Below are 21,963 nucleotides of genomic sequence, written 5' to 3' on the forward strand. Positions count from 1 at the left end.
GCGGATTCCTTAAGTTGTTTGTGCAGTGCGGGATTGACGGCGCTGACGGCGCACCAGTTCCCCAGCCAGGGCAAGGTAGGCGAGCGCACCACGTGATTGCTTGTCGTAGGCCAGCGCCGGCATACCGAAGCTTGGAGCCTCGGCCAAGCGAATGTTGCGCGGTATCACGGTGTCGTAGAGCTGATCGCCGAAATGCTCCTTGAGCTGGGCCGAAACATCGTTGTTCAGGCTCAGGCGCGGGTCGTACATGGTCCGCAGCAGGCCTTCGATCTTCAGCTCCGGGTTCAACCGGGCAGCGATGCGCTTGATGTTATCCACAAGGTCGCTCAGGCCTTCCAGCGCGTAGTACTCGCACTGCATGGGGATAATCACGCCATCGGAAGCGACCAAGGCGTTCAGCGTCAGCATCGACAACGAAGGCGGGCAGTCGATGAGGATGTAGTCGTAGTTGTCGCGGATAGGCGCCAGCGCGTTGCGCAGGCGGCTCTCCTTCATCTGCATTTCCAGCAGCACCACCTCTGCGGCGGTGAGGTCACGGTTGGCGGGCAACAGCTGGAAGCCGCCGTGCTCGGAGTACTGCATGGCCTGGGCCAGGTCGCATTCCCCGATCAACAGGTCGTACACCGAGTGCTCGAGCTCGTGCTTGTCCACACCGCTGCCCATGGTGGCATTGCCCTGTGGATCGAGGTCGATCAGCAGCACGCGACGCTTGGTCGCGGCCAGCGATGCGGCGAGATTGATGCAGGTGGTGGTCTTGCCGACACCACCCTTCTGGTTCGCGATTGCGAATACCTTAGCCATTGTTGCGTGTGTTCCCAGTCAAGCCTTGCGGCGCAGTATCAGCAGATGGCGCTGGCCCTGGCAACCTGGAACGGTCAGGGCCTGCTCGCTTTCCACTGTGAAGTCTGCGGGCAATGCTACCAGTTCATCGGCAGGATGCAGCCCCTTCATTGCAAGCCATTGCGTACGGGCGTCACCCAGGTGGCGGGTCCAGTTGGTGAAATTCTCCATGCTGCTGAACGCCCGGGAGATGATGCCGCAGAACGGTTGCTCGGGCTGAACCTCTTCCACACGGCTGTGGATAACCGTCAGGTTGTCGAGTTTCAGCTCCATCTTCACCTGCGTCAGGAAGCGGGTCTTCTTGCCGTTGCTGTCCAGTACCGTCACCTGCTTGTGCGGATGCAGGATAGCCAGCGGGATACCCGGCATGCCGCCGCCGCTGCCAACATCCAGCCAACGTTGCGTGTCGCTGTGGATAAACGGCATGACGCTGAGGCTGTCGAGCAGATGACGCGACACCATCTCGTCCGGATCGCGCACTGCGGTCAGGTTGTAGGCCTTGTTCCATTTGATCAACAGGGCCAGGTACCCAAGCAGCAGTTCGTGCTGCTGCGCACTCAGCTCGACTCCGAGCTGGCGCGCACCTGTGGACAACTCTTCGGCATGTTGCGGGGTGACCAGGGAACTCAAGCGCTTTGCTCCAATTCGCGGCCAGCGCCGCGTTTTTTCAGGTGAATCAGCAACAGAGAAATTGCCGCCGGGGTAACGCCGGGAATACGGGAAGCCTGGCCGAGGGTTTCCGGACGGGTCTGGCCGAGCTTGCTCTGGATTTCCTTGGACAACCCGGAAATGCCAGCGTAGTCGATATCCACAGGCAGACGAGTGTCTTCGCTGGCGCGCAGACGGGCGATCTCGTCCTGCTGGCGATCGATGTAGCCGGCGTACTTGGTCTTGATCTCGACCTGTTCGGCCACCTGGGGATCGATGACATCACCGCCCGTGGCTTCGATCAGCCCCGCGTAGTCGATCTCGGGGCGCGCCAGCAGGTTGAGCAGGTTGTACTCGTGGGCCAGCGGTGTACCGAACTTATCCACAACGGCTTGGCCTTGCGGTGTGCCCGGGCGGATCCAGGTGCTCCTCATGCGCTGTTCTTCGCGCTCGATGCCTTCGCGCTTGGCGGTGAAGGCGGCCCAGCGCTCATCGTCGACCAACCCCAGCTCGCGGCCTTTCTCGGTCAGGCGCAGATCAGCGTTGTCTTCGCGCAGGATCAGCCGGTATTCGGCACGCGAGGTGAACATGCGGTAAGGCTCCTGGGTGCCCAGGGTAATCAGGTCGTCGACCAGTACGCCGATGTACGCCTCGTCACGGCGCGGGCACCAGCTTTCGCGGCCCTGCGCACGCAGTGCGGCGTTGGTACCGGCCAGCAGGCCCTGGGCGCCGGCTTCTTCGTAGCCGGTGGTGCCGTTGATCTGGCCAGCGAAGAACAGGCCGCCGATGACCTTGGTCTCGAGGCTGTACTTGAGGTCACGCGGGTCGAAGTAGTCGTACTCGATGGCGTAACCCGGACGCACGATGTGCGCGTTCTCCATGCCGCGGATCGAACGGACGATCTGCAACTGCACATCGAATGGCAGCGAAGTCGAGATGCCGTTGGGATACAGCTCATGGGTATTCAGGCCTTCCGGCTCGATGAATACCTGATGGCTTTCCTTGTCGGCGAAGCGATGGATCTTGTCCTCGATCGACGGGCAGTAGCGCGGGCCGATGCCTTCGATCACACCGGAGTACATCGGCGAGCGGTCGAGGTTCGAGGCGATGATCTCGTGGGTGCGGGCGTTGGTGTGGGTAATCCAGCAGCTGACCTGGCGCGGGTGCATCTGCGCATTGCCCATGAACGACATCACCGGGATCGGGGTATCGCCGGGTTGTTCGCCCATCACCGAGAAGTCTACCGAGCGGCCATCGATACGGGGCGGCGTGCCGGTTTTCAAACGGCCAACGCGCAGCGGCAGTTCACGCAGACGATGAGCCAGGGCAATGGCGGGAGGATCACCGGCGCGACCACCGGAGTAGTTCTGCAGGCCGATGTGGATAAGTCCACCGAGGAAGGTGCCGGTAGTCAACACCACAGAGTCGGCGAAGAAGCGCAGGCCCATCTGTGTCACCACGCCCTTGACCTGGTCCTGCTCGACGATCAGGTCATCGCAGGACTGTTGGAATATCCACAGGTTCGGCTGGTTTTCCAGGATCTCGCGGACCACGGCCTTGTAGATGGCGCGGTCAGCCTGTGCACGGGTGGCGCGCACAGCCGGGCCCTTGCGGTTGTTCAGGATGCGGAACTGGATGCCGCTCTTGTCGGTGGCAAGCGCCATGGCGCCGCCGAGTGCATCGATTTCCTTGACCAGGTGGCTCTTGCCGATACCACCGATGGCCGGGTTGCAACTCATGTGACCGAGGGTTTCCACGTTATGGGTCAGCAGCAGGGTTTTCACACCCATGCGTGCGGACGCAAGCGCAGCCTCGGTACCGGCATGGCCGCCGCCGATGACGATCACTTCAAAACGGGAAGGGAAATCCACCACGCACCTCGTGCCTGTTTTGCGAATAGAGAAGGTAAGCCGACAAGTATAGGGACTTCACCCGCTCTAGTGAAACCGTCTGAGCAAATTTTGACCAGTCTGTGGATGAATGGCGGCAATAGAAATCAAAAAGGAAAAATTTATAAAAGCTTTGTTTTTATGTTTATTCTTAGGCGGCTATCCACATGTGGATAAGTGAATTGAGGCCAGTATCCATGCTGCCTTCAGAGAATCATAACCCTGTGTCGAAGGGGGGATGAGGGTTCTGGATAACGGCGTTTAACCTGTGGATTAAAGTACGTGTTACCCACAGGCGGGATTGTCCTCAGAAAAAAAGCCTGGTTATCAACGGACCTGAAGGCCAGTTTTCCACAGGGCTCCTGGTGATGGTTTTCGGTCTGTGGATGAGATCTACAGTGGGTAATCGATTCGCGGGCAAGCCCACGTTTCTGACAGGCAAAAAAAAGCCGCTCCTGGCTGGAGCGGCCTTGGTGTTGCCGAGCTGTGGATTATTTACCGATACAGAAGCTCGAGAAGATCCTTCCCAACAAGTCATCCGAGCTGAATGCGCCGGTGATCTCTCCCAGGGCCTGTTGAGCATGGCGCAGGTCCTCTGCCAGCAACTCACCGGCACCAGCGAGCGTCAGTTGGGCATGACCATGATCGAGGTGGGCGCTGGCCTGGCGCAGTGCATCCAGATGCCGCCTGCGCGCACTGAAGCTGCTTTCCGCAGTCTGTTCGTAACCCATGCAGGCCTTGAGGTGATCACGCAGCAGATCCAGGCCTGTGGCGTCGCCCTTCGCACTGAGGGTGATCGTCACGTGGCCATCATCACTCTGCTCGATACCGACGCTCTCGCCGCTCAGGTCGGCCTTGTTGCGAATCAGCGTGACCTTGGCAGGGTCCGGCCGCTGATCGAGGAACTCCGGCCACAAGGCGAACGGATCGTTTGCCTCGGGCGCAGTGGAATCCACCACCAGCAGTACCCGGTCTGCCTCGCCAATCGCCTTGAGTGCGCGTTCCACGCCAATCTTTTCCACATGATCGTCGGTATCGCGCAGACCTGCGGTATCCACCACGTGCAACGGCATGCCATCGATGTGGATATGTTCGCGCAGGATGTCCCGGGTGGTGCCAGCGATGTCGGTGACGATCGCCGCCTCGCGTCCGGCCAACTGGTTCAGCAGGCTCGATTTGCCGGCATTCGGACGGCCTGCAATCACCACCGTCATGCCGTCACGCAGCAACGCCCCCTGCCCCGCCTCACGCTGAACTGTGGACAAGTCGTCCCGGACGGCTTCCAGCATCTTCAGCACATGGCCATCGGCGAGAAAGTCGATTTCCTCCTCCGGGAAGTCGATCGCCGCTTCAACGTAGATGCGCAGGGCGATCAGCGCTTCGGTCAATGCATGCACCCGCTTGGAAAACTCCCCCTGCAGAGAGCGCAACGCATTGCGTGCGGCTTGGGTGGAACTGGCTTCGATCAGGTCGGCGATCGCTTCGGCCTGGGCCAGGTCGAGTTTATCGTTGAGGAACGCCCGCTCGCTGAACTCGCCAGGACGGGCGAGACGACAACCCAACTCGACACAGCGCTGCAACAGCATGTCGAGCACCACCGGCCCTCCATGCCCCTGCAGTTCCAGGACGTCTTCACCAGTGAACGAGTTGGGGCCAGGGAAGAACAGCGCAATGCCTTCATCCAGGACCAAACCACCGTCGGCACGAAATGGCCCGTAGTGGGCATGGCGCGGAGTCAGTGTGCGGCCGGTGATGGCCTGCCCGGCCTGGCTGGCCAGTGGCCCGGACAAGCGGACGATACCGACGCCACCGCGGCCCTGGGCGGTGGCGATGGCGGCAATGGTTTCACGCACGGTGTTCATGCTCGAAAGCCTCTACGACAAAACGACGGATAGCAAAAACGCCCCACGAAGGGGCGTTTTTATTCACAGGCTAACGGGTCAACCTGTCAAGCAGCCGCTTTTTTCGTGGCTGCTTCGATACGGCGGGTGATGTACCACTGCTGAGTGATCGACAGGCAGTTGTTCACAACCCAGTACAGCACCAGACCTGCCGGGAACCACAGGAAGAAGAAGGTGAAGATGATTGGCATCATTTTCATGACCTTCGCCTGCATCGGATCCGGTGGGGTCGGATTCAGACGCTGCTGGATGAACATGGTGGCGCCCATGATGATCGGCAGGATGAAGAATGGATCCTTGATCGACAGGTCGGTAATCCACAGCATCCAAGGGGCCTGGCGCATCTCGACGCTTTCCAGCAGTACCCAGTACAGGGCCAGGAACACTGGCATCTGCACCAGGATCGGCAGGCAGCCGCCCAGCGGGTTGATCTTCTCTTTCTTGTACAGCTCCATCATCGCCTGGGACATCTTCTGGCGATCGTCACCGAAGCGTTCCTTGAGCTGGGCCAGTTTCGGCGCCACGGCACGCATGCGCGCCATCGAGCGGTAGCTGGCAGCCGACAGCGGGAAGAACAGACCCTTGATGAGCATGGTCAGGACGATGATCGACCAGCCCCAGTTACCCAGCAGGCTGTGGATATGTTGCAGCAGCCAGAAGATCGGCTGAGCGATGAACCACAGGAAGCCGTAGTCGACGGTCAGCTCCAGGCCTGGGGACAACTCCTTGAGCTTGGACTGGATCTTCGGACCTGCGTACAGCATGGCGCTGGTCTCGACCTTGCCGCCGGCAGGCACGTTCAGCGCCGGGCCGGTGTAGCCGATGATGTAGTTGCCCTGGCTGTCCTTGCGGGTCTGGACCACGTTGTTGTCCGACTTGGCCGGAATCCACGCGGTCACGAAGTAGTGCTGCAGCCATGCTACCCAGCCGCCAGACACATTTTCTTTCAAATTACCTTTGTCGATGTCCTTCATCGACACCTTCTTGTACGGCTCCGAACTTGTCCACAGGGCAGCGCCCAGGTAAGTCGCGGTACCGGTCGCGGTGCTCGAGGAAGGATCGGAGCTGGCGTCACGCTTGAGCTGGGCAAACATGTTGCCGGTCCAGGCTGCACCGCTCTGGTTGTCGATCAGGTAGCTGACGGTCAGGTCGTACTCACCGCGCTTGAAGCTGAAGCGCTTGATGTAGTTGACGCCGTTATCGCTGAACTTGAGGTCGACCACCAGTTGGTCCTGACCGTCGGTCAGCTGGAAGCTCTTCTGGTCGGCAGCGTACAGGGGACGACCGCTCGAACGGGCGTCCGGGCCATTCGCGCCGGTCAGGCCGCTCTGCGCCAGATAGACACGCTCGCCGCCGTTGTCGAACAACTGGAAGGCGATGTCCGGATGATCCTGACGGCGTGGGTACTTGGGCAAGGTCAGCTGGACGATGTCACCGCCGACCGGGTCGATAGCCAGGTCCAGGACATCGGTCTTGACCCGGATCAGGTCCTTGCTGAGCGCGACTGGCGCGATTTCAGCGGGGCTGGCTTCGGCATTGGCGCTCGGCACATCGGCGCTGGCGCCGTTATTGCCGGCCGGCACGGTGTCCGGCAGAGCCGGTGCAGCGTTGCTGGCAGCAGTATGCTGAGTCGGCAGGGCTGCCTGACCATAGTCCTGGTTCCACTTGAGGACCAGAACGTAGGACACGATTGCCAGGGCGACGATCAGGATCGTGCGTTTAATATCCATGATTACTCGGCTATCGAAGAAGTTCGGGAGGAAGGAGCAGGCGGGACGGGATCGAAGCCGCCATCATTCCACGGATGACAACGACCCAGGCGACGAACGGCAAGCCACCCGCCACGCAAGAGGCCATGGTTTTCTATGGCTTCATACGCGTAACAGGAGCAACTGGGGTAGAAACGACAGTGACTGGCCATCAGAGGACTAATGGCGTAACGGTAGAACTGGATCGGAACGAGGGCCAGCTTACGCATCGTGACTGTCTACCCGTGCGGAATCGGCAGGTACCGCTGGAGAGGGCCGACTGCGGGCCAGGCGCTTCCAGAGTTTGCCAAAGTGTTGGTGCAATTCTGGGTTTTCTATCTCACCCAACCCCTTGCGCGCGACGATCACGATATCCAGCCCGGCCAGACTTTGCTGGTTCAGACGGAATGAGTCGCGCATCAGGCGTTTGAGGCGGTTGCGTTGAACGGCGAGCTTGACGCTCTTCTTGCCGATCACCAGGCCGAGGCGTGGATGATCGAGGCCGTTCTCGCGGGCAAGGATGAGCAGGCTTTTCCCTGGAACCTTGCCGGTTGGGGAGTCGAAGACTGCTTTGAAATGCCGGGGTGTAAGCAGTCGCTTATCCCGACTGAAGTCCTGACTCACCACCTGTGCCGAAAAATCAAATTGCCAGACGCTTACGGCCTTTGGCACGACGACGCGACAGAACAGCGCGGCCGTTCTTGGTGGCCATACGGGCACGGAAACCGTGGGTGCGCGCGCGCTTGATGGTGCTTGGTTGGAAAGTACGTTTCATGGCGTGTTACCTGGGTTGTCGACAACGGGCCGGGATGGCCCCCTTTTTAAGAGACCGGCGATTCTAGAGAAAGCAAGCCGATAGGTCAATTTCCAACCAGCATTCCTTATAGACGGCCTTTCCCCTCTGCCAGCCTGAGGACCGGTTGATTCGTACGGAACAGATGCTCAACATGTAAAAAAAGAGAGACATATAGAAAGCTTTTTTGAAGAACTTATAGATCTTAAGTGGATAAGTATCTGTGGATAACCTATTGCAGGCCACAATCCATCGACTGTACAGAGAATCATAAGTATGTCGGTAACAGGTGCTCTGGCTGTGCCGGACCCGCGGAAAAGCTGTGGATGGAACAGGCATTTATCCACAGATGAATTATCCACAGGGCTGAGCCCAGGGTTGTGCATAGCCCTCATGTGCGGTTATCCACAGGGCTTATTTTCCGCTTGAAAGGTCGTTTTTGCCGCTAAATGACTGATTTGGCACAGCTCAACACACCACGACATGTGGATAAGTGACTGCTCGCCCGGTACAATGGCGGTTTGTTTTTGCCTCATCCGGCTTTCAACTCAGGGGATATCCGTGTCAGTGGAACTTTGGCAGCAGTGCGTGGAGCTTCTGCGCGACGAACTGCCTGCCCAGCAATTCAACACCTGGATCCGTCCGCTACAGGTCGAAGCCGAAGGCGACGAGTTGCGCGTCTATGCGCCTAACCGTTTCGTTCTCGATTGGGTCAATGAAAAGTACCTCGGCCGCCTGCTCGAACTGCTGGGTGAACAAGGAAACGGCCTTGCACCTGCCCTCTCCTTATTAATAGGCAGCCGCCGCAGCTCCGCTCCACGAGCGGCACCTAACGCACCGGTCAGTGCTGCGGTCGCCGCATCGCTGGCCCAGAGCCAGGCCAAGCCGGCTGTTCAGCCAACAGCGGTTGCCAGTGCACCGGTCACGGCGCTCGAGCCTGAGTTGGTCAGTGAGGTGCAGGAATCTACGTCCCACGACGGTTTCGATGGGGTGGGTGATTCGACGCCTGCGCCTGCGGCAACCACGCGTACCGAGCAACGGACCGTCCAGGTCGAAGGTGCGCTCAAGCACACCAGCTACCTGAACCGAACCTTCACCTTCGAGACCTTCGTGGAGGGTAAGTCCAACCAGCTGGCGCGCGCTGCGGCCTGGCAGGTTGCCGACAACCCCAAGCATGGTTACAACCCGCTCTTCCTTTATGGGGGCGTGGGCCTGGGTAAGACGCACTTGATGCACGCTGTGGGTAACCACCTGCTGAAGAAGAACCCGAATGCCAAGGTCGTCTACCTGCACTCGGAGCGCTTCGTCGCCGATATGGTCAAGGCGTTGCAGTTGAACGCAATCAACGAATTCAAGCGCTTCTACCGTTCGGTGGACGCGCTGTTGATCGACGATATCCAGTTCTTCGCCCGCAAAGAGCGTTCCCAGGAAGAGTTCTTCCACACCTTCAATGCCCTGCTTGAGGGTGGACAGCAGGTCATCCTCACCAGTGACCGCTACCCTAAAGAGATCGAAGGCCTGGAAGAGCGCCTGAAGTCGCGTTTCGGTTGGGGCCTGACGGTGGCTGTCGAGCCACCGGAGCTGGAAACCCGCGTGGCGATCCTCATGAAGAAGGCCGACCAGGCCAAAGTCGAACTGCCGCACGATGCTGCGTTCTTCATTGCCCAGCGCATCCGCTCCAACGTGCGTGAACTGGAAGGTGCGTTGAAGCGGGTCATTGCTCACTCGCACTTCATGGGGCGAGATATCACCATCGAGTTGATTCGCGAATCGCTCAAGGATCTGCTGGCGCTGCAAGACAAACTGGTCAGTGTGGATAACATCCAGCGCACGGTCGCCGAGTACTACAAGATCAAGATCTCCGATCTGTTGTCCAAGCGCCGCTCGCGCTCTGTCGCGCGCCCGCGGCAGGTGGCCATGGCGTTGTCCAAGGAGCTGACCAACCACAGTCTGCCGGAAATCGGCGACATGTTCGGCGGTCGGGACCACACCACCGTGCTGCACGCTTGCCGCAAGATCAACGAATTGAAGGAATCCGACGCGGACATCCGCGAGGACTACAAGAACCTGCTGCGCACGCTGACCACCTGATGGGTGTCGGCGCAGCTCTTTGAAGGCAAGGGACTAGACCATGCATTTCACCATTCAACGCGAAGCCCTGTTGAAACCCCTGCAACTGGTCGCAGGCGTCGTCGAGCGCCGCCAGACCTTGCCGGTCCTGTCCAACGTACTGCTGGTCGTGCAAGGCCAGCAGCTGTCGTTGACCGGTACCGACCTGGAAGTCGAGCTGGTTGGCCGCGTGCAACTGGAAGAGCCGGCTGAGCCTGGCGAGATCACCGTCCCGGCGCGCAAGCTGATGGACATCTGCAAGAGCCTGCCCAGCGATGTGCTTATCGATATCAAGGTCGATGAGCAGAAGCTGCTGGTCAAGGCTGGTCGTAGCCGCTTCACCCTGTCGACCTTGCCGGCCAACGACTTCCCCACCGTGGAAGAAGGCCCAGGTTCGCTCACCTGCAACCTGGAGCAGAGCAAGCTGCGTCGCCTGATCGAGCGCACCAGCTTCGCCATGGCCCAGCAGGACGTTCGCTACTACCTCAACGGCATGCTGCTGGAGGTCTCCACCGACACGCTGCGTGCTGTCGCCACTGACGGTCACCGTCTGGCACTGTGCGCCATGCAGGCGCCCATTGGCCAGGCCGAGCGTCACCAGGTCATTGTGCCGCGCAAAGGTATCCTGGAACTGGCGCGCCTGCTGACCGATCCGGAAGGCATGGTCAGCATTGTCCTGGGCCAGCACCACATTCGCGCCACCACCGGTGAGTTCACCTTTACCTCGAAACTGGTCGACGGCAAGTTCCCGGATTACGAGCGCGTATTGCCCAAGGGTGGTGACAAGCTGGTGATCGGTGACCGTCAGGCGCTGCGTGAAGCGTTCAGCCGTACTGCGATCCTGTCCAACGAGAAGTACCGTGGCATTCGTCTACAACTGGCCTCCGGTCAGCTGAAGATTCAGGCCAACAACCCCGAGCAGGAAGAAGCTGAAGAAGAGATCAGCGTCGACTACGAAGGCAGTTCGCTGGAGATCGGCTTCAACGTCAGCTACTTGCTGGACGTTCTTGGGGTCATGACCACTGAGCAGGTTCGTCTGATTCTTGCCGACTCCAACAGCAGCGCCTTGCTGCAGGAAGCCGGCAATGACGACTCGTCCTACGTTGTCATGCCGATGCGTCTGTAACCCGTAGCAGGCCAAATGTCCCTTCGACGTCTTTCGGTCACCGCGGTGCGCAATCTGCACCCGGTGACCCTCTCCCCCTCCCCTCGTATCAACATCCTCTACGGCGCTAACGGCAGCGGCAAGACCAGTGTGCTCGAGGCCGTGCATCTTCTGGGGCTGGCACGCTCATTTCGCAGTACCCGATTGAACCCCGTCATCCAGTACGAACAGCCAACCTGTACTGTATTCGGCCAGGTTGAAATCAACGATGGCGCGACGAGCAACCTCGGAGTTTCGCGCGAGCGACAAGGGGATTTCACCATTCGCATTGACGGTCAGAATGCGCGCAGCGCTGCGCAACTGGCGGAGATGCTGCCGTTGCAGTTGATCAACCCTGACAGCTTCCGTCTGCTCGAAGGTGCTCCCAAGGTGCGTCGCCAGTTCCTGGATTGGGGAGTGTTCCACGTGGAACCTCGATTCATGGCGACGTGGCAACGCTTGCAGAAGGCCCTGCGGCAGCGGAACTCATGGCTGCGACATGGTACACTTGACGCTGCTTCGCAAGCCGCCTGGGACCGGGAACTGTGTCTCGCCAGCGCGGAAATAGATGAATACCGTCGCAACTATATCAAGGCCTTGAAGCCCGTCTTCGAGCGAACCCTGAGCGAACTGGTCGAGCTGGACGGATTGACCCTTAGCTACTATCGAGGCTGGGACAAGGATCGGGACCTCAGTGAAGTCCTCGCCACCTCTCTCCTTCGCGATCAGCAGATGGGCCATACCCAGGCCGGTCCGCAGCGTGCTGACCTACGCCTGAGATTGGGCGCCAATAACGCGGCCGATATCCTGTCTCGTGGTCAGCAAAAGCTGGTCGTTTGTGCCCTGCGAATTGCCCAAGGGCACCTCGTCAGTCAGGTTCGTCGCGGTCAGTGTATTTATCTGGTGGATGACTTGCCGTCCGAGTTGGACGAGCAGCATCGACGCGCGCTGTGTCGCTTGCTTGAAGAATTACACTGCCAGGTTTTTATCACCTGTGTAGATCACGAATTACTGAGGGAAGGCTGGCAGACGGATACGCCAGTTGCTTTGTTCCACGTGGAACAAGGCCGTATCACCCAGACCCACGACCATCGGGAGTGAAGGCATGAGCGAAAATCAAACGTACGACTCCTCCAGCATCAAGGTGCTGAAAGGGCTGGATGCCGTGCGCAAGCGTCCCGGCATGTACATTGGCGACACCGATGATGGTAGCGGCCTGCACCACATGGTCTTCGAAGTGGTCGACAACTCGATCGACGAAGCGCTCGCCGGTCATTGCGATGACATTACCGTCATCATCCATCCGGACGAATCCATCAGTGTTCGCGACAACGGTCGTGGCATTCCCGTCGACGTGCATAAAGAGGAAGGCGTTTCCGCCGCCGAGGTCATCATGACCGTACTGCACGCTGGCGGTAAGTTCGATGACAACTCCTACAAGGTTTCTGGCGGTCTGCACGGCGTCGGCGTCTCGGTGGTAAACGCCCTCTCGGAGAAGCTGGTTCTGACCGTTCGCCGTAGCGGCAAAATCTGGGAACAAACCTACGTCCACGGTGTGCCACAAGCTCCGATGGCTGTGGTCGGTGAAAGCGAAACCACCGGTACCCACATTCACTTCAAGCCTTCCGCCGAGACCTTCAAGAATATCCACTTCAGCTGGGACATCCTGGCCAAGCGGATTCGTGAGCTGTCGTTCCTCAACTCGGGCGTTGGCATCCTGCTGAAGGACGAGCGCTCCGGCAAGGAAGAGTTCTTCAAGTATGAAGGTGGTCTGCGTGCTTTCGTCGAGTACCTGAACACCAACAAGACCCCGGTGAACTCCCAGGTCTTCCACTTCAACGTCCAGCGTGACGATGGCGTGGGTGTCGAAGTCGCCCTGCAATGGAACGACAGCTTCAACGAAAACCTGCTGTGCTTCACCAACAACATTCCGCAGCGCGACGGTGGTACTCACCTGGTGGGCTTCCGCTCCTCGCTGACTCGTAGCCTTAACAGCTACATCGAGCAAGAAGGCCTGGCCAAGAAGAACAAGGTCGCGACCACGGGCGACGATGCCCGTGAAGGCCTGACCGCGATCATCTCGGTGAAGGTGCCGGATCCAAAGTTCAGCTCGCAGACCAAGGACAAGCTGGTTTCCTCGGAGGTGAAGACCGCCGTGGAGCAGGAGATGAACAAGTACTTCGCCGACTTCCTGTTGGAAAACCCCAACGAAGCCAAGGCGGTTGTTGGCAAGATGATCGACGCTGCGCGTGCTCGTGAAGCAGCGCGCAAGGCGCGGGAAATGACCCGCCGCAAAGGTGCTCTGGATATCGCTGGTCTGCCGGGCAAGCTTGCCGACTGCCAGGAAAAAGACCCTGCCCTTTCCGAACTGTACCTGGTGGAGGGTGACTCCGCCGGTGGTTCGGCCAAGCAAGGTCGTAACCGCCGCACCCAGGCAATCCTGCCGTTGAAGGGCAAGATCCTCAACGTCGAGAAAGCGCGTTTCGACAAGATGATCTCGTCCCAGGAAGTCGGCACGCTGATTACCGCCTTGGGCTGCGGCATCGGCCGTGAAGAGTACAACATCGACAAGCTGCGCTATCACAACATCATCATCATGACCGATGCTGACGTTGACGGTTCGCACATCCGTACCCTGCTGCTGACCTTCTTCTTCCGTCAGTTGCCGGAGCTGGTCGAGCGCGGTTACATCTACATTGCCCAGCCGCCGCTGTACAAAGTGAAGAAAGGCAAGCAGGAGCAGTACATCAAGGACGACGAGGCCATGGAAGAGTACATGACCCAGTCGGCCCTGGAAGATGCCAGCCTGCACCTGGACGAATCGGCGCCTCCCGTGTCGGGTGTTCAGCTTGAGGCACTGGTCAATGAGTTCCGCGGTGTGATGAAGACGCTCAAGCGTCTGTCGCGCCTGTACCCGGAAGAGCTGACCGAGCACTTCATCTACTTGCCGGAAGTCACTCAGGCGCAGTTGGCCGATCACACGACCATGCAAGCCTGGTTGGGCAAATTCCAGGAGCGCCTGAACAACAGCCAGAAGTCTGGGCTTACCTACCGGGCCAGCCTGCGCGAAGACAAGGAACGCAACATCTGGTTGCCGGAAGTCGAAGTTACTTCCCACGGTCTGGCCAGTTACGTGACCTTCAACCGCGAGTTCTTCGGCAGCAACGACTACCGTTCGGTGGTCGTGCTGGGCGCCAAGTTGGCGACCCTGCTTGGCGAGGGTGCCTATGTTCAGCGTGGTGAGCGTCGCAAGGCAGTCACCGAGTTCAAAGAAGCCCTCGATTGGCTGATGAACGAAACCACCAAGCGCCACACCATCCAGCGATACAAAGGACTGGGTGAGATGAACCCGGATCAGCTGTGGGAAACCACCATGGACCCGACCGTGCGCCGCATGCTCAAAGTCACCATCGAGGATGCGATTGCGGCCGACCAGCTGTTCAACACCTTGATGGGGGACGCGGTAGAACCGCGTCGTGACTTCATCGAAAGCAACGCGTTGTCGGTGTCCAACCTGGACTTCTGATTACGAGCTTCAGCTACGAAAAGCCAAGGTCTAGACCTTGGCTTTTTCGTTTTCTGGGGCACGAAAAACGAATGTTCCACGTGAAACACTGTTCAACGGGCGTCAGGATTCGAGGTCCTTGAGCCTTCTGTACAAGGTGCGTTCACTCATCCCCAGCTGCTTGGCCAGCTCGCGTCGCGATCCCTGGAAGCTGTCCAGTGCTTGAGCGAGCGCCTTCAGTTCATGCTGCTCGCGTGACTGATGTCTCGCCGCTGAGTCCGGATCGGTGCCTTCGACCAGATGTTCACTGCGAATCAAACCATCATCGGCAAACAGCCAGGCCCGCTCCAGCATGTTCCGCAACTCACGAATATTTCCCGGAAACGGATGCAGGTTGAGACGCTCGAGTGCGTCATGGCTGATTCGAGGTGCGCCTTTGCCCGCCATACGTTGCAGCAGGCTTTCGATCAGTAGCGGCAAATCTTCGACACGCTCACGCAGCGCCGGCAGACGAATCGGAAATCCACTGATGCGGTAATACAGGTCTTCACGGAAGGCGCCCTGCGCGACCATCGCCTTGAGCGGCTTGTGTGTCGCCGACACCAGGCGGAAATCCGAGTGCACGGTGCGCAGGCTGCCCACCGGGCGAAAACTGCCGGTCTCGATCAGGCGCAGCAGTTTGACCTGCATGGCCAGCGGCACTTCACCGATCTCGTCCAGGAACAGGGTGCCGCCATGCGCCGCCTCGGCCAAGCCGATCTTGCGTTGTGTCGCGCCTGTGAACGCGCCTTTCTCGTAACCAAACAGCTCACTCTCGAACAGTGATTCGGTGAGACCGGTGCAATCGACCACCACCAGCGGGCCGTTGGCCCGGGGGCTACCCAGGTGCAGGGCGCGTGCGAACAGCTCCTTGCCTGTTCCAGACTCACCTTGGAGCAACACCGGAATCTGAGCCGGAGCGGCCCGTCGAAGGCTGGCGAGTGCCGACTTGAACGCCGGTGACTGTCCGACCAGCCCCTGCTGCTGCGGTTGTGCGGACGCCAGGGTGATGCTGGTCAGCCGTTCGACGAATGCCACCACCCTGCCCTGCTCGTCGAGGATCGGCCGCAGTTCGACGTCCACATGTTCCGGCCCGCGCGGGGTGTGATGAATGTGCAACACGCGCTCCGGCATCTTGCTGCCCCATGCCTTGCGCAGCGGACAGTGCTCCCCAGCCTGATCGCAGGGCACGGCGTAATGGTGCGAAACCCTGTGACACTTTTCTCCCAGAGGGGCGCGATCCTGCGTGGCGAACTGGCGTCGATACGCCGCGTTGGCCGCAAGAATGTTGTAGTCGGTATCGAGCACGATGGCGGGCAACACATCGTGTTCGAGGTAGGACACCAGGGCGAGGATGGCAGGATGGTTTGCAGCAGGAAGCTCGGACATGGGGGCACCGGCAAAAACTACCCGGCGAGGTTAACAAGGACTGCCAATCACTGCCAGCAGCTGACAGATGACTGCCAGTCTTCTTGGCAGTCTTTAACTATCGTGTTGATACAACACCTGCAAATGCAGGACATATCCGCCGGAAATGACCTGGCATGCATCTTGATAAAGCGTCTGTTCCTGCCGCCGCCTCTATTCAGGTGCGGCAGCGCTTTGGAGACTGTGATGATCATTGGCAACAACCTTCATGTGGAAGCCCTGTTCGACCCGGCGACCTCGACCATCAGCTACCTGCTCATGGACCGCGAAACAAAGCACTGCGCATTGATCGACAGCGTGCTGGATTACGATCCGAAGTCAGGCCGTACCAGCCACGCCTCTGCCGACCGGCTGATCGCGCAGGTCGAGGCATTGGGTGCCAAGGTGCAGTGGATTCTTGAAACCCACGTGCATGCGGACCACCTCTCGGCAGCGGCCTACCTCAAGCAACGGCTGGGCGGCCAGATTGCCATTGGCGCCCACATCACCCAGGTGCAGAAAACCTTCGGTTCGCTGTTCAACGCCGAGCCTGGTTTTGCCCGGGATGGTAGTCAGTTCGATGTGCTGTTCGTGGACGAGGAAGGTTTCCGTATCGGCAACCTGCATGCCCGCGCGCTGCACACGCCAGGGCATACCCCCGCGTGCATGAGCTACATGATCGAGGATGCGGGCGAGATTGCCGTGTTTGTCGGCGACACCTTGTTCATGCCCGACTACGGCACCGCCCGTTGCGATTTCCCCGGCGCCAGCGCTCGCACGCTGTATCGCTCGATCCGTCGCCTGCTGGCCTTCCCTGACCAGACCCGGCTGTTCATGTGCCATGACTACCTGCCCGGTGGCCGTGAGTTGCGCTACGTGACCACGGTGGCCGAGCAGCGCGCCAGCAACATCCATATTCACCAGGGTGTCAGCGAAGACAGCTTCGTCGAGATGCGCGAAGCCCGTGACAAGACCCTCGACATGCCGGTGCTGATCCTGCCTTCGGTGCAAGTCAACATGCGCAGCGGGCAGTTGCCCGAGCCGGAAGACAATGGCGTGCGCTACCTGAAGATCCCGCTGAACGCGATTTGAGCGGCTCAGCACACCTGATAAGTATTCAAAGGAAACACCATGCCTGCCTTGCAGTCCCCTGCCGTTGCGCCCAGTACCGAACACCACAAGGTGTTGATCGTGGGCGCCGGTGCCGCTGGCATCGCCACGGCATCCAGCCTGATCAAACGTGATCCGTCGCTGGACATCGCCCTGATCGATCCGTCGGACGTTCATTACTACCAGCCCGGCTGGACCATGGTCGGCGCCGGGGTGTTTAGCGCCTCCTCAACTGCGCGATCCACAGCCGCGACCCTGCCAAGCGGCGCACGCTGGATTCAGGCACGGGTGACGAGTTTCGAGCCTCATGCCCAATTGGTCATGCTCGAAGACGGGCGCGCCATCAGCTACGAGCAGTTGGTGGTCTGCCCCGGCCTCAAGCTGGACTGGGCAGCCATCGATGGCTTGGAAGATACGCTTGGGCGCAACGGCGTGACCTCCAACTACCGCTACGACCTGGCACCCTACACCTGGAAGCTGGTACAGACGCTCAAGCAGGGCCGCGCGCTGTTCAGCCAACCGCCGATGCCGATCAAATGTGCCGGCGCCCCACAGAAAGCCTTGTACCTGTCCTGCGATCACTGGCTGCGTGAAGGCCGGCTGGGCGCGATAAAGCCCGCGTTCTTCAACGCCGGTGCCGTGCTGTTCGGTGTTGCAGACTATGTGCCGGCCCTGATGAGCTACATCGACAAGTACGGTGTCGACCTCAACTACAGCCAGCGCCTGGTGGCGGTCGATGGCCCGAATCAACGGGCGACCTTCGTACGAACCCTCGCCGACGGTAGCAACGAAACACGTACCGAAGTGTTCGACATGCTGCACGTGGTGCCGCCCCAGGTTGCCCCGGACTTCATCCGGCAAAGCCCATTGGCTGATGCTTGCGGATGGGTGGATGTCGATCCGCACAGCTTGCGCCACCGTCAGTTCGCCAACGTTCATGCCCTGGGTGACGTGATCAACACCAGCAATGCCAAGACCGCAGCGGCCGCACGCAAGCAGGCACCGGTTGTGGCCAACAATGTGCTGGTGGCGCTCGGGCGCTTGCCGACACAGGTCGCCTACGACGGCTACGGCTCCTGCCCGCTGACCGTGGAGCGCGGCAAGATCGTGCTGGCCGAGTTCACCTATGGCGGCAAGCTGGCACCAAGTTTTCCGCGTTGGTTGCTCGATGGACGCAAGCCTACGCGGCTGGCCTGGTTGCTCAAGGCTCGGGTACTGCCGCCGCTTTACTGGCAGGCGATGCTCAAGGGGCGGGAGTGGCTGGCGCGGCCGCAGCCTATGGCCGTCGAGGCGTCGAAGTGATCGAGCATCAGCTTCTTGGCGCCGGACTGGGCGCGATCATTGGTGCGGTGCTGGCGCTGACCGGGGCTGGAGGCGGGATCGTCGCGGTGCCGTTGCTGGTCTTCGGCCTGGGGCTGTCGATGGTCGAGGCGGCGCCGATCGGGTTGCTGGCGGTCGGCCTGGCCGCTGCCGTGGGCGCCGGGCTGGGCCTGCGGCAAGGGCTTGTGCGTTATCGCGCAGCGTTGTTCATTGCGGCAATCGGTATCGCCTGCGCACCTTTCGGTCTGATGCTGGCGCACCGTTTACCGAACACACCGCTGGCGTTGGTCTTCGCCTGCGTGCTGGTGTATGCCTGCCTGCGCATCTGGCGCAAGGCAGCTCGCGAGCTACGCGGCGAATCGCCATGCGGTGAGCGGCAGATCATGCCCTGCGTGCTCAATCCCTTGCAGGGACGTCTGCGCTGGACCCTCCCCTGCGCCCGCGCGCTGGCGTTCACCGGCATGTTGTCCGGCCTGCTATCCGGCCTGTTGGGCGTCGGCGGCGGCTTCGTCATCATTCCGGCCTTGAACCGCTATACCAACCTGGACATGAAAAGCATCGTCGCCACGTCCCTGGCGGTGATCGCACTGGTTTCCACTGGCAGTGTGGTGAGTGCGAGCCTTGGTGGGGTCATGCACTGGCAGGTTGGCGCGCCCTTCGCCTTTGGTGCGGTGCTGGGCTTGCTGGTGGCCCGCCCGCTGGCCGCTAAGCTGGCCGGGCCACGCCTGCAGCAACTGTTCGTGGTGGTGGGAATCGGGGCTGCGGTCTCGCTGGCAGGCAAGGCGCTACTCGGCTAGCAACTCGTGCTGCTGCTCGGCGCAGAGCTTGAGCAGGTAGTCCCAGACCACCCGCAGGCGTACTGACTTGTGCAGCTCGCGACGCGTACAGATCCAGTAGCTGCGCTGGATGGTTTCGCTGGGCAGCACGCGCACCAGGCTCGGGTCGTGGCGGCCCATGTAGTTGGGCAACACGGCGATGCCCAGGCCCGCGCGTGCGGCCTGCTGCTGGGCGATCACGCTGGTGCTGCGGAATATCACGTTCGGCGCGCGGCAGAAGCTGTTGAGGAACAACAGCTCCTGGCTGAAGATCAGGTCGTCCACGTAGCCGATCCAACTGTGCCGGGCCAGATCGTCGCGGTTGCGCAGCGGCGGTGCGCGGTCGAGATAGTCCTGGCTGGCGTAGAGGGCCAGGCGGTAGTCGGTGAGTTTGCGGGTGATCAGCAGGTCGGCATTGGGGCGTTCCAGGTGAATGCTGATTTCGGCTTCGCGGTTGAGGATGCTGACGAAGCGCGGCACCGCGACCAGTTCGACTTCAAGCCCGGGGTAGCGCTCGAACAGGGCCCCCAGGCGCGGGGTGAAGAACATGATGCCGATGCCTTCGGTGACCCCCAGGCGGATCTTGCCCAATGGCGTGATGGCCTGGGTGATTTCCTCCTGCGCCAGCAGGGCGACGTTCTCCATGGCTTCGGCGTGCTTGAGCAGCGCCTGGCCCGAAGGTGTCAGCTCGTACCCCTGGGCATGCTGGACGAACAGCGCGGTGCCCAGGTTCTTCTCGATATTCTCGATATGGCGGGCGACGGTGCTGTGTGTGGTGTTGAGGCGCTTGGCCGCCGTGAGCAGACGGCCGCTGCGCTGCAACTCGAGGAAAAACCGCAGATCGTTCCAGTCGAACATGCTGATCCCTGTGAATATCCTTTCCGGCCCGTGCAGGAGCCGTTGTGAAAAAACGCACAACGGCTGCGCAAAATCTCGTGTTTCCTCGGCGAAATTAATCAATAAGATGGGTGGGGACAAGAATAATAATCAGGCGCGAGGTTGCACATGCCATCAGCCGATTCTGTCTTCGACTACGTGGTCGTAGGGGCCGGTCCCGCCGGATGCCTGCTGGCCAATCGATTGTCCGCAGACCCTGCCTGCCGCGTCCTGCTGCTCGAGGCGGGCGGGCGCGACAACTACCCGTGGATTCACGTCCCCGTCGGTTACCTCTACTGCATCGGCAACCCCCGCACCGACTGGTGCTTCAAGACCGAAGCCCAGCCTGGGCTGGACGGTCGCAGCCTCGGCTATCCGCGGGGCAAGGTGCTGGGCGGCTGTTCCTCCATCAACGGCATGATCTACATGCGCGGCCAGGCCGCAGACTACGACCGCTGGGCCGAACAAGGCAACGACGGCTGGAGCTGGAACGATGTACTGCCGTTGTTCAAGGCCAGTGAAAACCACTTCGCTGGCGCCAGCCAAAGCCATGGCGCCGATGGTGAGTGGCGGGTAGAGCAGCAACGCTACAGCTGGCCGATCCTCGATGCGTTCCGCGATGCCGCCGAGCAAAGCGGTATCGGCAAGGTCGGAGACTTCAACACCGGCGACAACCAGGGCTGTGGATACTTTCAGGTCAACCAGCGCAGCGGTGTGCGCTGGAATGCCTCGAAGGCCTTCTTGCGGCCCGTCCAGTCCCGCCCGAACCTTACCGTGCTCACCGATGTGCAGGTTGATCAGGTCGTGCTGGACAACGCCCGTGCCGCTGCGGTGAAGGCGCGCTGGCAAGGGGCCTGGCATGAGTTTCGTGCCCGCCGCGAGATCGTCCTGTGCGCAGGCTCCGTCGGTTCGCCTGGCATCCTGCAGCGTTCAGGCATTGGGCCGCGCAAGCTGCTCGAAGACCTGGGGATAACGGTGCGTCACGAATTACCGGGCGTGGGCGGCAATCTGCAGGACCACCTGCAACTGCGCCTGATCTACCAGATCCAGAACACCCGCACGCTCAACCAGATGGCCAACAGCCTGTGGGGCAAGCTGGGCATGGGCCTGCGCTACCTCTACGACCGCAGCGGGCCGCTGGCCATGGCGCCGAGCCAGTTGGGCGCATTCGTGCGCTCGAGCCCGGAGCAGGCCACCGCCAACCTGCAGTATCATGTGCAGCCGCTGTCGCTCGAGCGTTTCGGCGAACCGTTGCACCGCTTCCCTGCCTTCACGGCTTCGGTGTGCAACCTGCGCCCGGCCAGCCGTGGACGCATCGACATCCGCTCGGCAGACATGAACGCAGCGCCGCTGATCGACCCCAACTACCTCAGCGACCCACAGGACCTGCAGGTCGCCGCTGATGCTATCCGCCTCACCCGGCGCATCGTCCAGGCCCCTGCCCTGGCTGCGTTCGATCCCAAGGAGTATCTGCCAGGCCCCGCGCTGCAAACCGAGGAGCAACTGCACGAGGCCGCCGGCAAGATCGGCACCACCATCTTCCATCCGGTCGGCACCTGCCGTATGGGCAATGGGCCGCTGGACGTTGTGGATAACCAGCTGCGCGTCCATGGCATACCTGGCCTGCGCGTCGCCGATGCCTCGATCATGCCGCAGATCGTCTCCGGCAATACCTGTTCACCGACATTGATGATCGCCGAGAAGGCGGCACAACTGATTCTCAAGGGGGCCCCAAGCCACAGCAACCTCAGCGATACCAGCGCGATACCGACGCCCTGACCGGGTGCGTGCAACACCGGCAGCTTGCGGTCGATGGCTG

Annotated in this window: 18 protein-coding genes; 8 read left to right on the forward strand and 10 right to left on the reverse strand. The window is 60.6% G+C overall.

Annotation, left to right across the window (positions count from 1 at the left end; translation table 11 throughout):
- Nucleotides 1–9: 9 nt before the first annotated feature.
- The 8 genes from AC2CGW_RS10455 to rpmH form a co-directional block, all read right to left on the reverse strand.
- Nucleotides 10–801 (reverse strand): ParA family protein, encoded by a 792-nt coding sequence (locus AC2CGW_RS10455; RefSeq protein ID WP_063541904.1) that lies wholly within the window; start codon nt 799–801, stop codon nt 10–12.
- Between the two features lie 18 nt (nt 802–819).
- Nucleotides 820–1,470, reverse strand: coding sequence for a 16S rRNA (guanine(527)-N(7))-methyltransferase RsmG (gene rsmG, locus AC2CGW_RS10460; protein ID WP_186670178.1), 651 nt, complete (start codon nt 1,468–1,470; stop codon nt 820–822).
- Nucleotides 1,467–3,359, reverse strand: coding sequence for a tRNA uridine-5-carboxymethylaminomethyl(34) synthesis enzyme MnmG (gene mnmG, locus AC2CGW_RS10465; protein ID WP_186670180.1), 1,893 nt, complete (start codon nt 3,357–3,359; stop codon nt 1,467–1,469). Before mnmG ends, rsmG begins: the two co-directional genes overlap by 4 nt.
- 509 nt (nt 3,360–3,868) lie before the next feature.
- A complete protein-coding gene (mnmE, locus tag AC2CGW_RS10470) occupies nt 3,869–5,239 on the reverse strand; it encodes a tRNA uridine-5-carboxymethylaminomethyl(34) synthesis GTPase MnmE (RefSeq protein ID WP_484574023.1) in 1,371 nt (456 codons plus the stop codon).
- Nucleotides 5,240–5,325: 86 nt separating this feature from the next.
- The gene (yidC, locus tag AC2CGW_RS10475) at nt 5,326–7,008 is read right to left on the reverse strand and encodes a membrane protein insertase YidC (RefSeq protein WP_186670184.1); all 1,683 of its coding nucleotides are present in this window, start codon (nt 7,006–7,008) and stop codon (nt 5,326–5,328) included.
- A gap of 2 nt (nt 7,009–7,010) precedes the next feature.
- Nucleotides 7,011–7,256 carry a membrane protein insertion efficiency factor YidD gene (yidD, locus tag AC2CGW_RS10480; RefSeq protein ID WP_011536514.1) on the reverse strand — a complete coding sequence of 82 codons (246 nt, stop codon included), beginning with the start codon at nt 7,254–7,256 and terminating at the stop codon, nt 7,011–7,013.
- Entirely contained in the window at nt 7,249–7,653 is a 405-nt protein-coding gene (gene rnpA, locus AC2CGW_RS10485) for a ribonuclease P protein component (protein WP_081255180.1), read from the reverse strand. Before rnpA ends, yidD begins: the two co-directional genes overlap by 8 nt.
- Nucleotides 7,654–7,666: 13 nt before the next feature.
- Complete coding sequence (gene rpmH, locus AC2CGW_RS10490; protein WP_003253163.1) at nt 7,667–7,801, reverse strand: 50S ribosomal protein L34; 135 nt, start codon at nt 7,799–7,801, stop codon at nt 7,667–7,669.
- Between the two features lie 579 nt (nt 7,802–8,380).
- Here rpmH and dnaA point away from each other — a divergent pair.
- From dnaA to gyrB, 4 genes are read left to right on the forward strand one after another with little or no spacing between them, the layout of a single operon-like run.
- Complete coding sequence (gene dnaA, locus AC2CGW_RS10495; protein WP_186670186.1) at nt 8,381–9,910, forward strand: chromosomal replication initiator protein DnaA; 1,530 nt, start codon at nt 8,381–8,383, stop codon at nt 9,908–9,910.
- 40 nt (nt 9,911–9,950) lie between these two features.
- A complete protein-coding gene (gene dnaN, locus AC2CGW_RS10500; protein WP_186709464.1) occupies nt 9,951–11,054 on the forward strand; it encodes a DNA polymerase III subunit beta in 1,104 nt (367 codons plus the stop codon).
- A 15-nt stretch (nt 11,055–11,069) separates the two neighbouring features.
- Nucleotides 11,070–12,173, forward strand: coding sequence for a DNA replication/repair protein RecF (gene recF / locus AC2CGW_RS10505; protein WP_186670190.1), 1,104 nt, complete (start codon nt 11,070–11,072; stop codon nt 12,171–12,173).
- 4 nt (nt 12,174–12,177) lie between these two features.
- A complete protein-coding gene (gene gyrB, locus AC2CGW_RS10510; protein ID WP_186670192.1) occupies nt 12,178–14,598 on the forward strand; it encodes a DNA topoisomerase (ATP-hydrolyzing) subunit B in 2,421 nt (806 codons plus the stop codon).
- A 102-nt stretch (nt 14,599–14,700) separates the two neighbouring features.
- Here gyrB and AC2CGW_RS10515 read toward each other — a convergent pair whose 3' ends face one another.
- Nucleotides 14,701–16,005 carry a sigma-54 interaction domain-containing protein gene (locus AC2CGW_RS10515; RefSeq protein WP_484574024.1) on the reverse strand — a complete coding sequence of 435 codons (1,305 nt, stop codon included), beginning with the start codon at nt 16,003–16,005 and terminating at the stop codon, nt 14,701–14,703.
- A 225-nt stretch (nt 16,006–16,230) separates the two neighbouring features.
- On the opposite strand from AC2CGW_RS10515, the gene AC2CGW_RS10520 reads away from it, so the two are divergent.
- From AC2CGW_RS10520 to AC2CGW_RS10530, 3 genes are read left to right on the forward strand one after another with little or no spacing between them, the layout of a single operon-like run.
- Nucleotides 16,231–17,115, forward strand: coding sequence for an MBL fold metallo-hydrolase (locus AC2CGW_RS10520; RefSeq protein WP_186670196.1), 885 nt, complete (start codon nt 16,231–16,233; stop codon nt 17,113–17,115).
- A gap of 39 nt (nt 17,116–17,154) precedes the next feature.
- Nucleotides 17,155–18,435, forward strand: coding sequence for an NAD(P)/FAD-dependent oxidoreductase (locus AC2CGW_RS10525; RefSeq protein WP_186721130.1), 1,281 nt, complete (start codon nt 17,155–17,157; stop codon nt 18,433–18,435).
- Entirely contained in the window at nt 18,432–19,250 is an 819-nt protein-coding gene (locus tag AC2CGW_RS10530; RefSeq protein ID WP_484574111.1) for a sulfite exporter TauE/SafE family protein, read from the forward strand. The genes AC2CGW_RS10525 and AC2CGW_RS10530 overlap by 4 nt, the downstream gene beginning before the upstream one ends.
- Here the strand turns inward: AC2CGW_RS10530 and AC2CGW_RS10535 are convergent.
- Nucleotides 19,239–20,126 (reverse strand): LysR family transcriptional regulator, encoded by an 888-nt coding sequence (locus AC2CGW_RS10535; protein WP_186670202.1) that lies wholly within the window; start codon nt 20,124–20,126, stop codon nt 19,239–19,241. The genes AC2CGW_RS10530 and AC2CGW_RS10535 overlap by 12 nt on opposite strands.
- Before the next feature lie 147 nt (nt 20,127–20,273).
- Here AC2CGW_RS10535 and AC2CGW_RS10540 point away from each other — a divergent pair, with 147 nt between their 5' ends.
- Nucleotides 20,274–21,923, forward strand: coding sequence for a GMC family oxidoreductase (locus tag AC2CGW_RS10540; RefSeq protein WP_484574025.1), 1,650 nt, complete (start codon nt 20,274–20,276; stop codon nt 21,921–21,923).
- The last annotated feature ends 40 nt before the right edge of the window (nt 21,924–21,963 follow it).

It is taken from the genome of Pseudomonas sp. SYWMCR5 (assembly GCF_057197165.1).

Excerpts from the sequence above, each read along its gene's own strand:
- AC2CGW_RS10455 (WP_063541904.1), bottom strand. The coding sequence starts at position 801 with ATGGCTAAGGTATTCGCAATCGCGAACCAGAAGGGTGGTGTCGGCAAG.
- mnmE (WP_484574023.1), bottom strand. The coding sequence starts at position 5,239 with ATGAACACCGTGCGTGAAACCATTGCCGCCATCGCCACCGCCCAGGGC.
- yidC (WP_186670184.1), bottom strand. The coding sequence starts at position 7,008 with ATGGATATTAAACGCACGATCCTGATCGTCGCCCTGGCAATCGTGTCC.
- yidD (WP_011536514.1), bottom strand. The coding sequence starts at position 7,256 with ATGCGTAAGCTGGCCCTCGTTCCGATCCAGTTCTACCGTTACGCCATT.
- rpmH (WP_003253163.1), bottom strand. The coding sequence starts at position 7,801 with ATGAAACGTACTTTCCAACCAAGCACCATCAAGCGCGCGCGCACCCAC.
- dnaN (WP_186709464.1), top strand. The coding sequence starts at position 9,951 with ATGCATTTCACCATTCAACGCGAAGCCCTGTTGAAACCCCTGCAACTG.
- recF (WP_186670190.1), top strand. The coding sequence starts at position 11,070 with ATGTCCCTTCGACGTCTTTCGGTCACCGCGGTGCGCAATCTGCACCCG.
- gyrB (WP_186670192.1), top strand. The coding sequence starts at position 12,178 with ATGAGCGAAAATCAAACGTACGACTCCTCCAGCATCAAGGTGCTGAAA.
- AC2CGW_RS10515 (WP_484574024.1), bottom strand. The coding sequence starts at position 16,005 with ATGTCCGAGCTTCCTGCTGCAAACCATCCTGCCATCCTCGCCCTGGTG.
- AC2CGW_RS10520 (WP_186670196.1), top strand. The coding sequence starts at position 16,231 with ATGATCATTGGCAACAACCTTCATGTGGAAGCCCTGTTCGACCCGGCG.
- AC2CGW_RS10525 (WP_186721130.1), top strand. The coding sequence starts at position 17,155 with ATGCCTGCCTTGCAGTCCCCTGCCGTTGCGCCCAGTACCGAACACCAC.
- AC2CGW_RS10535 (WP_186670202.1), bottom strand. The coding sequence starts at position 20,126 with ATGTTCGACTGGAACGATCTGCGGTTTTTCCTCGAGTTGCAGCGCAGC.
- AC2CGW_RS10540 (WP_484574025.1), top strand. The coding sequence starts at position 20,274 with ATGCCATCAGCCGATTCTGTCTTCGACTACGTGGTCGTAGGGGCCGGT.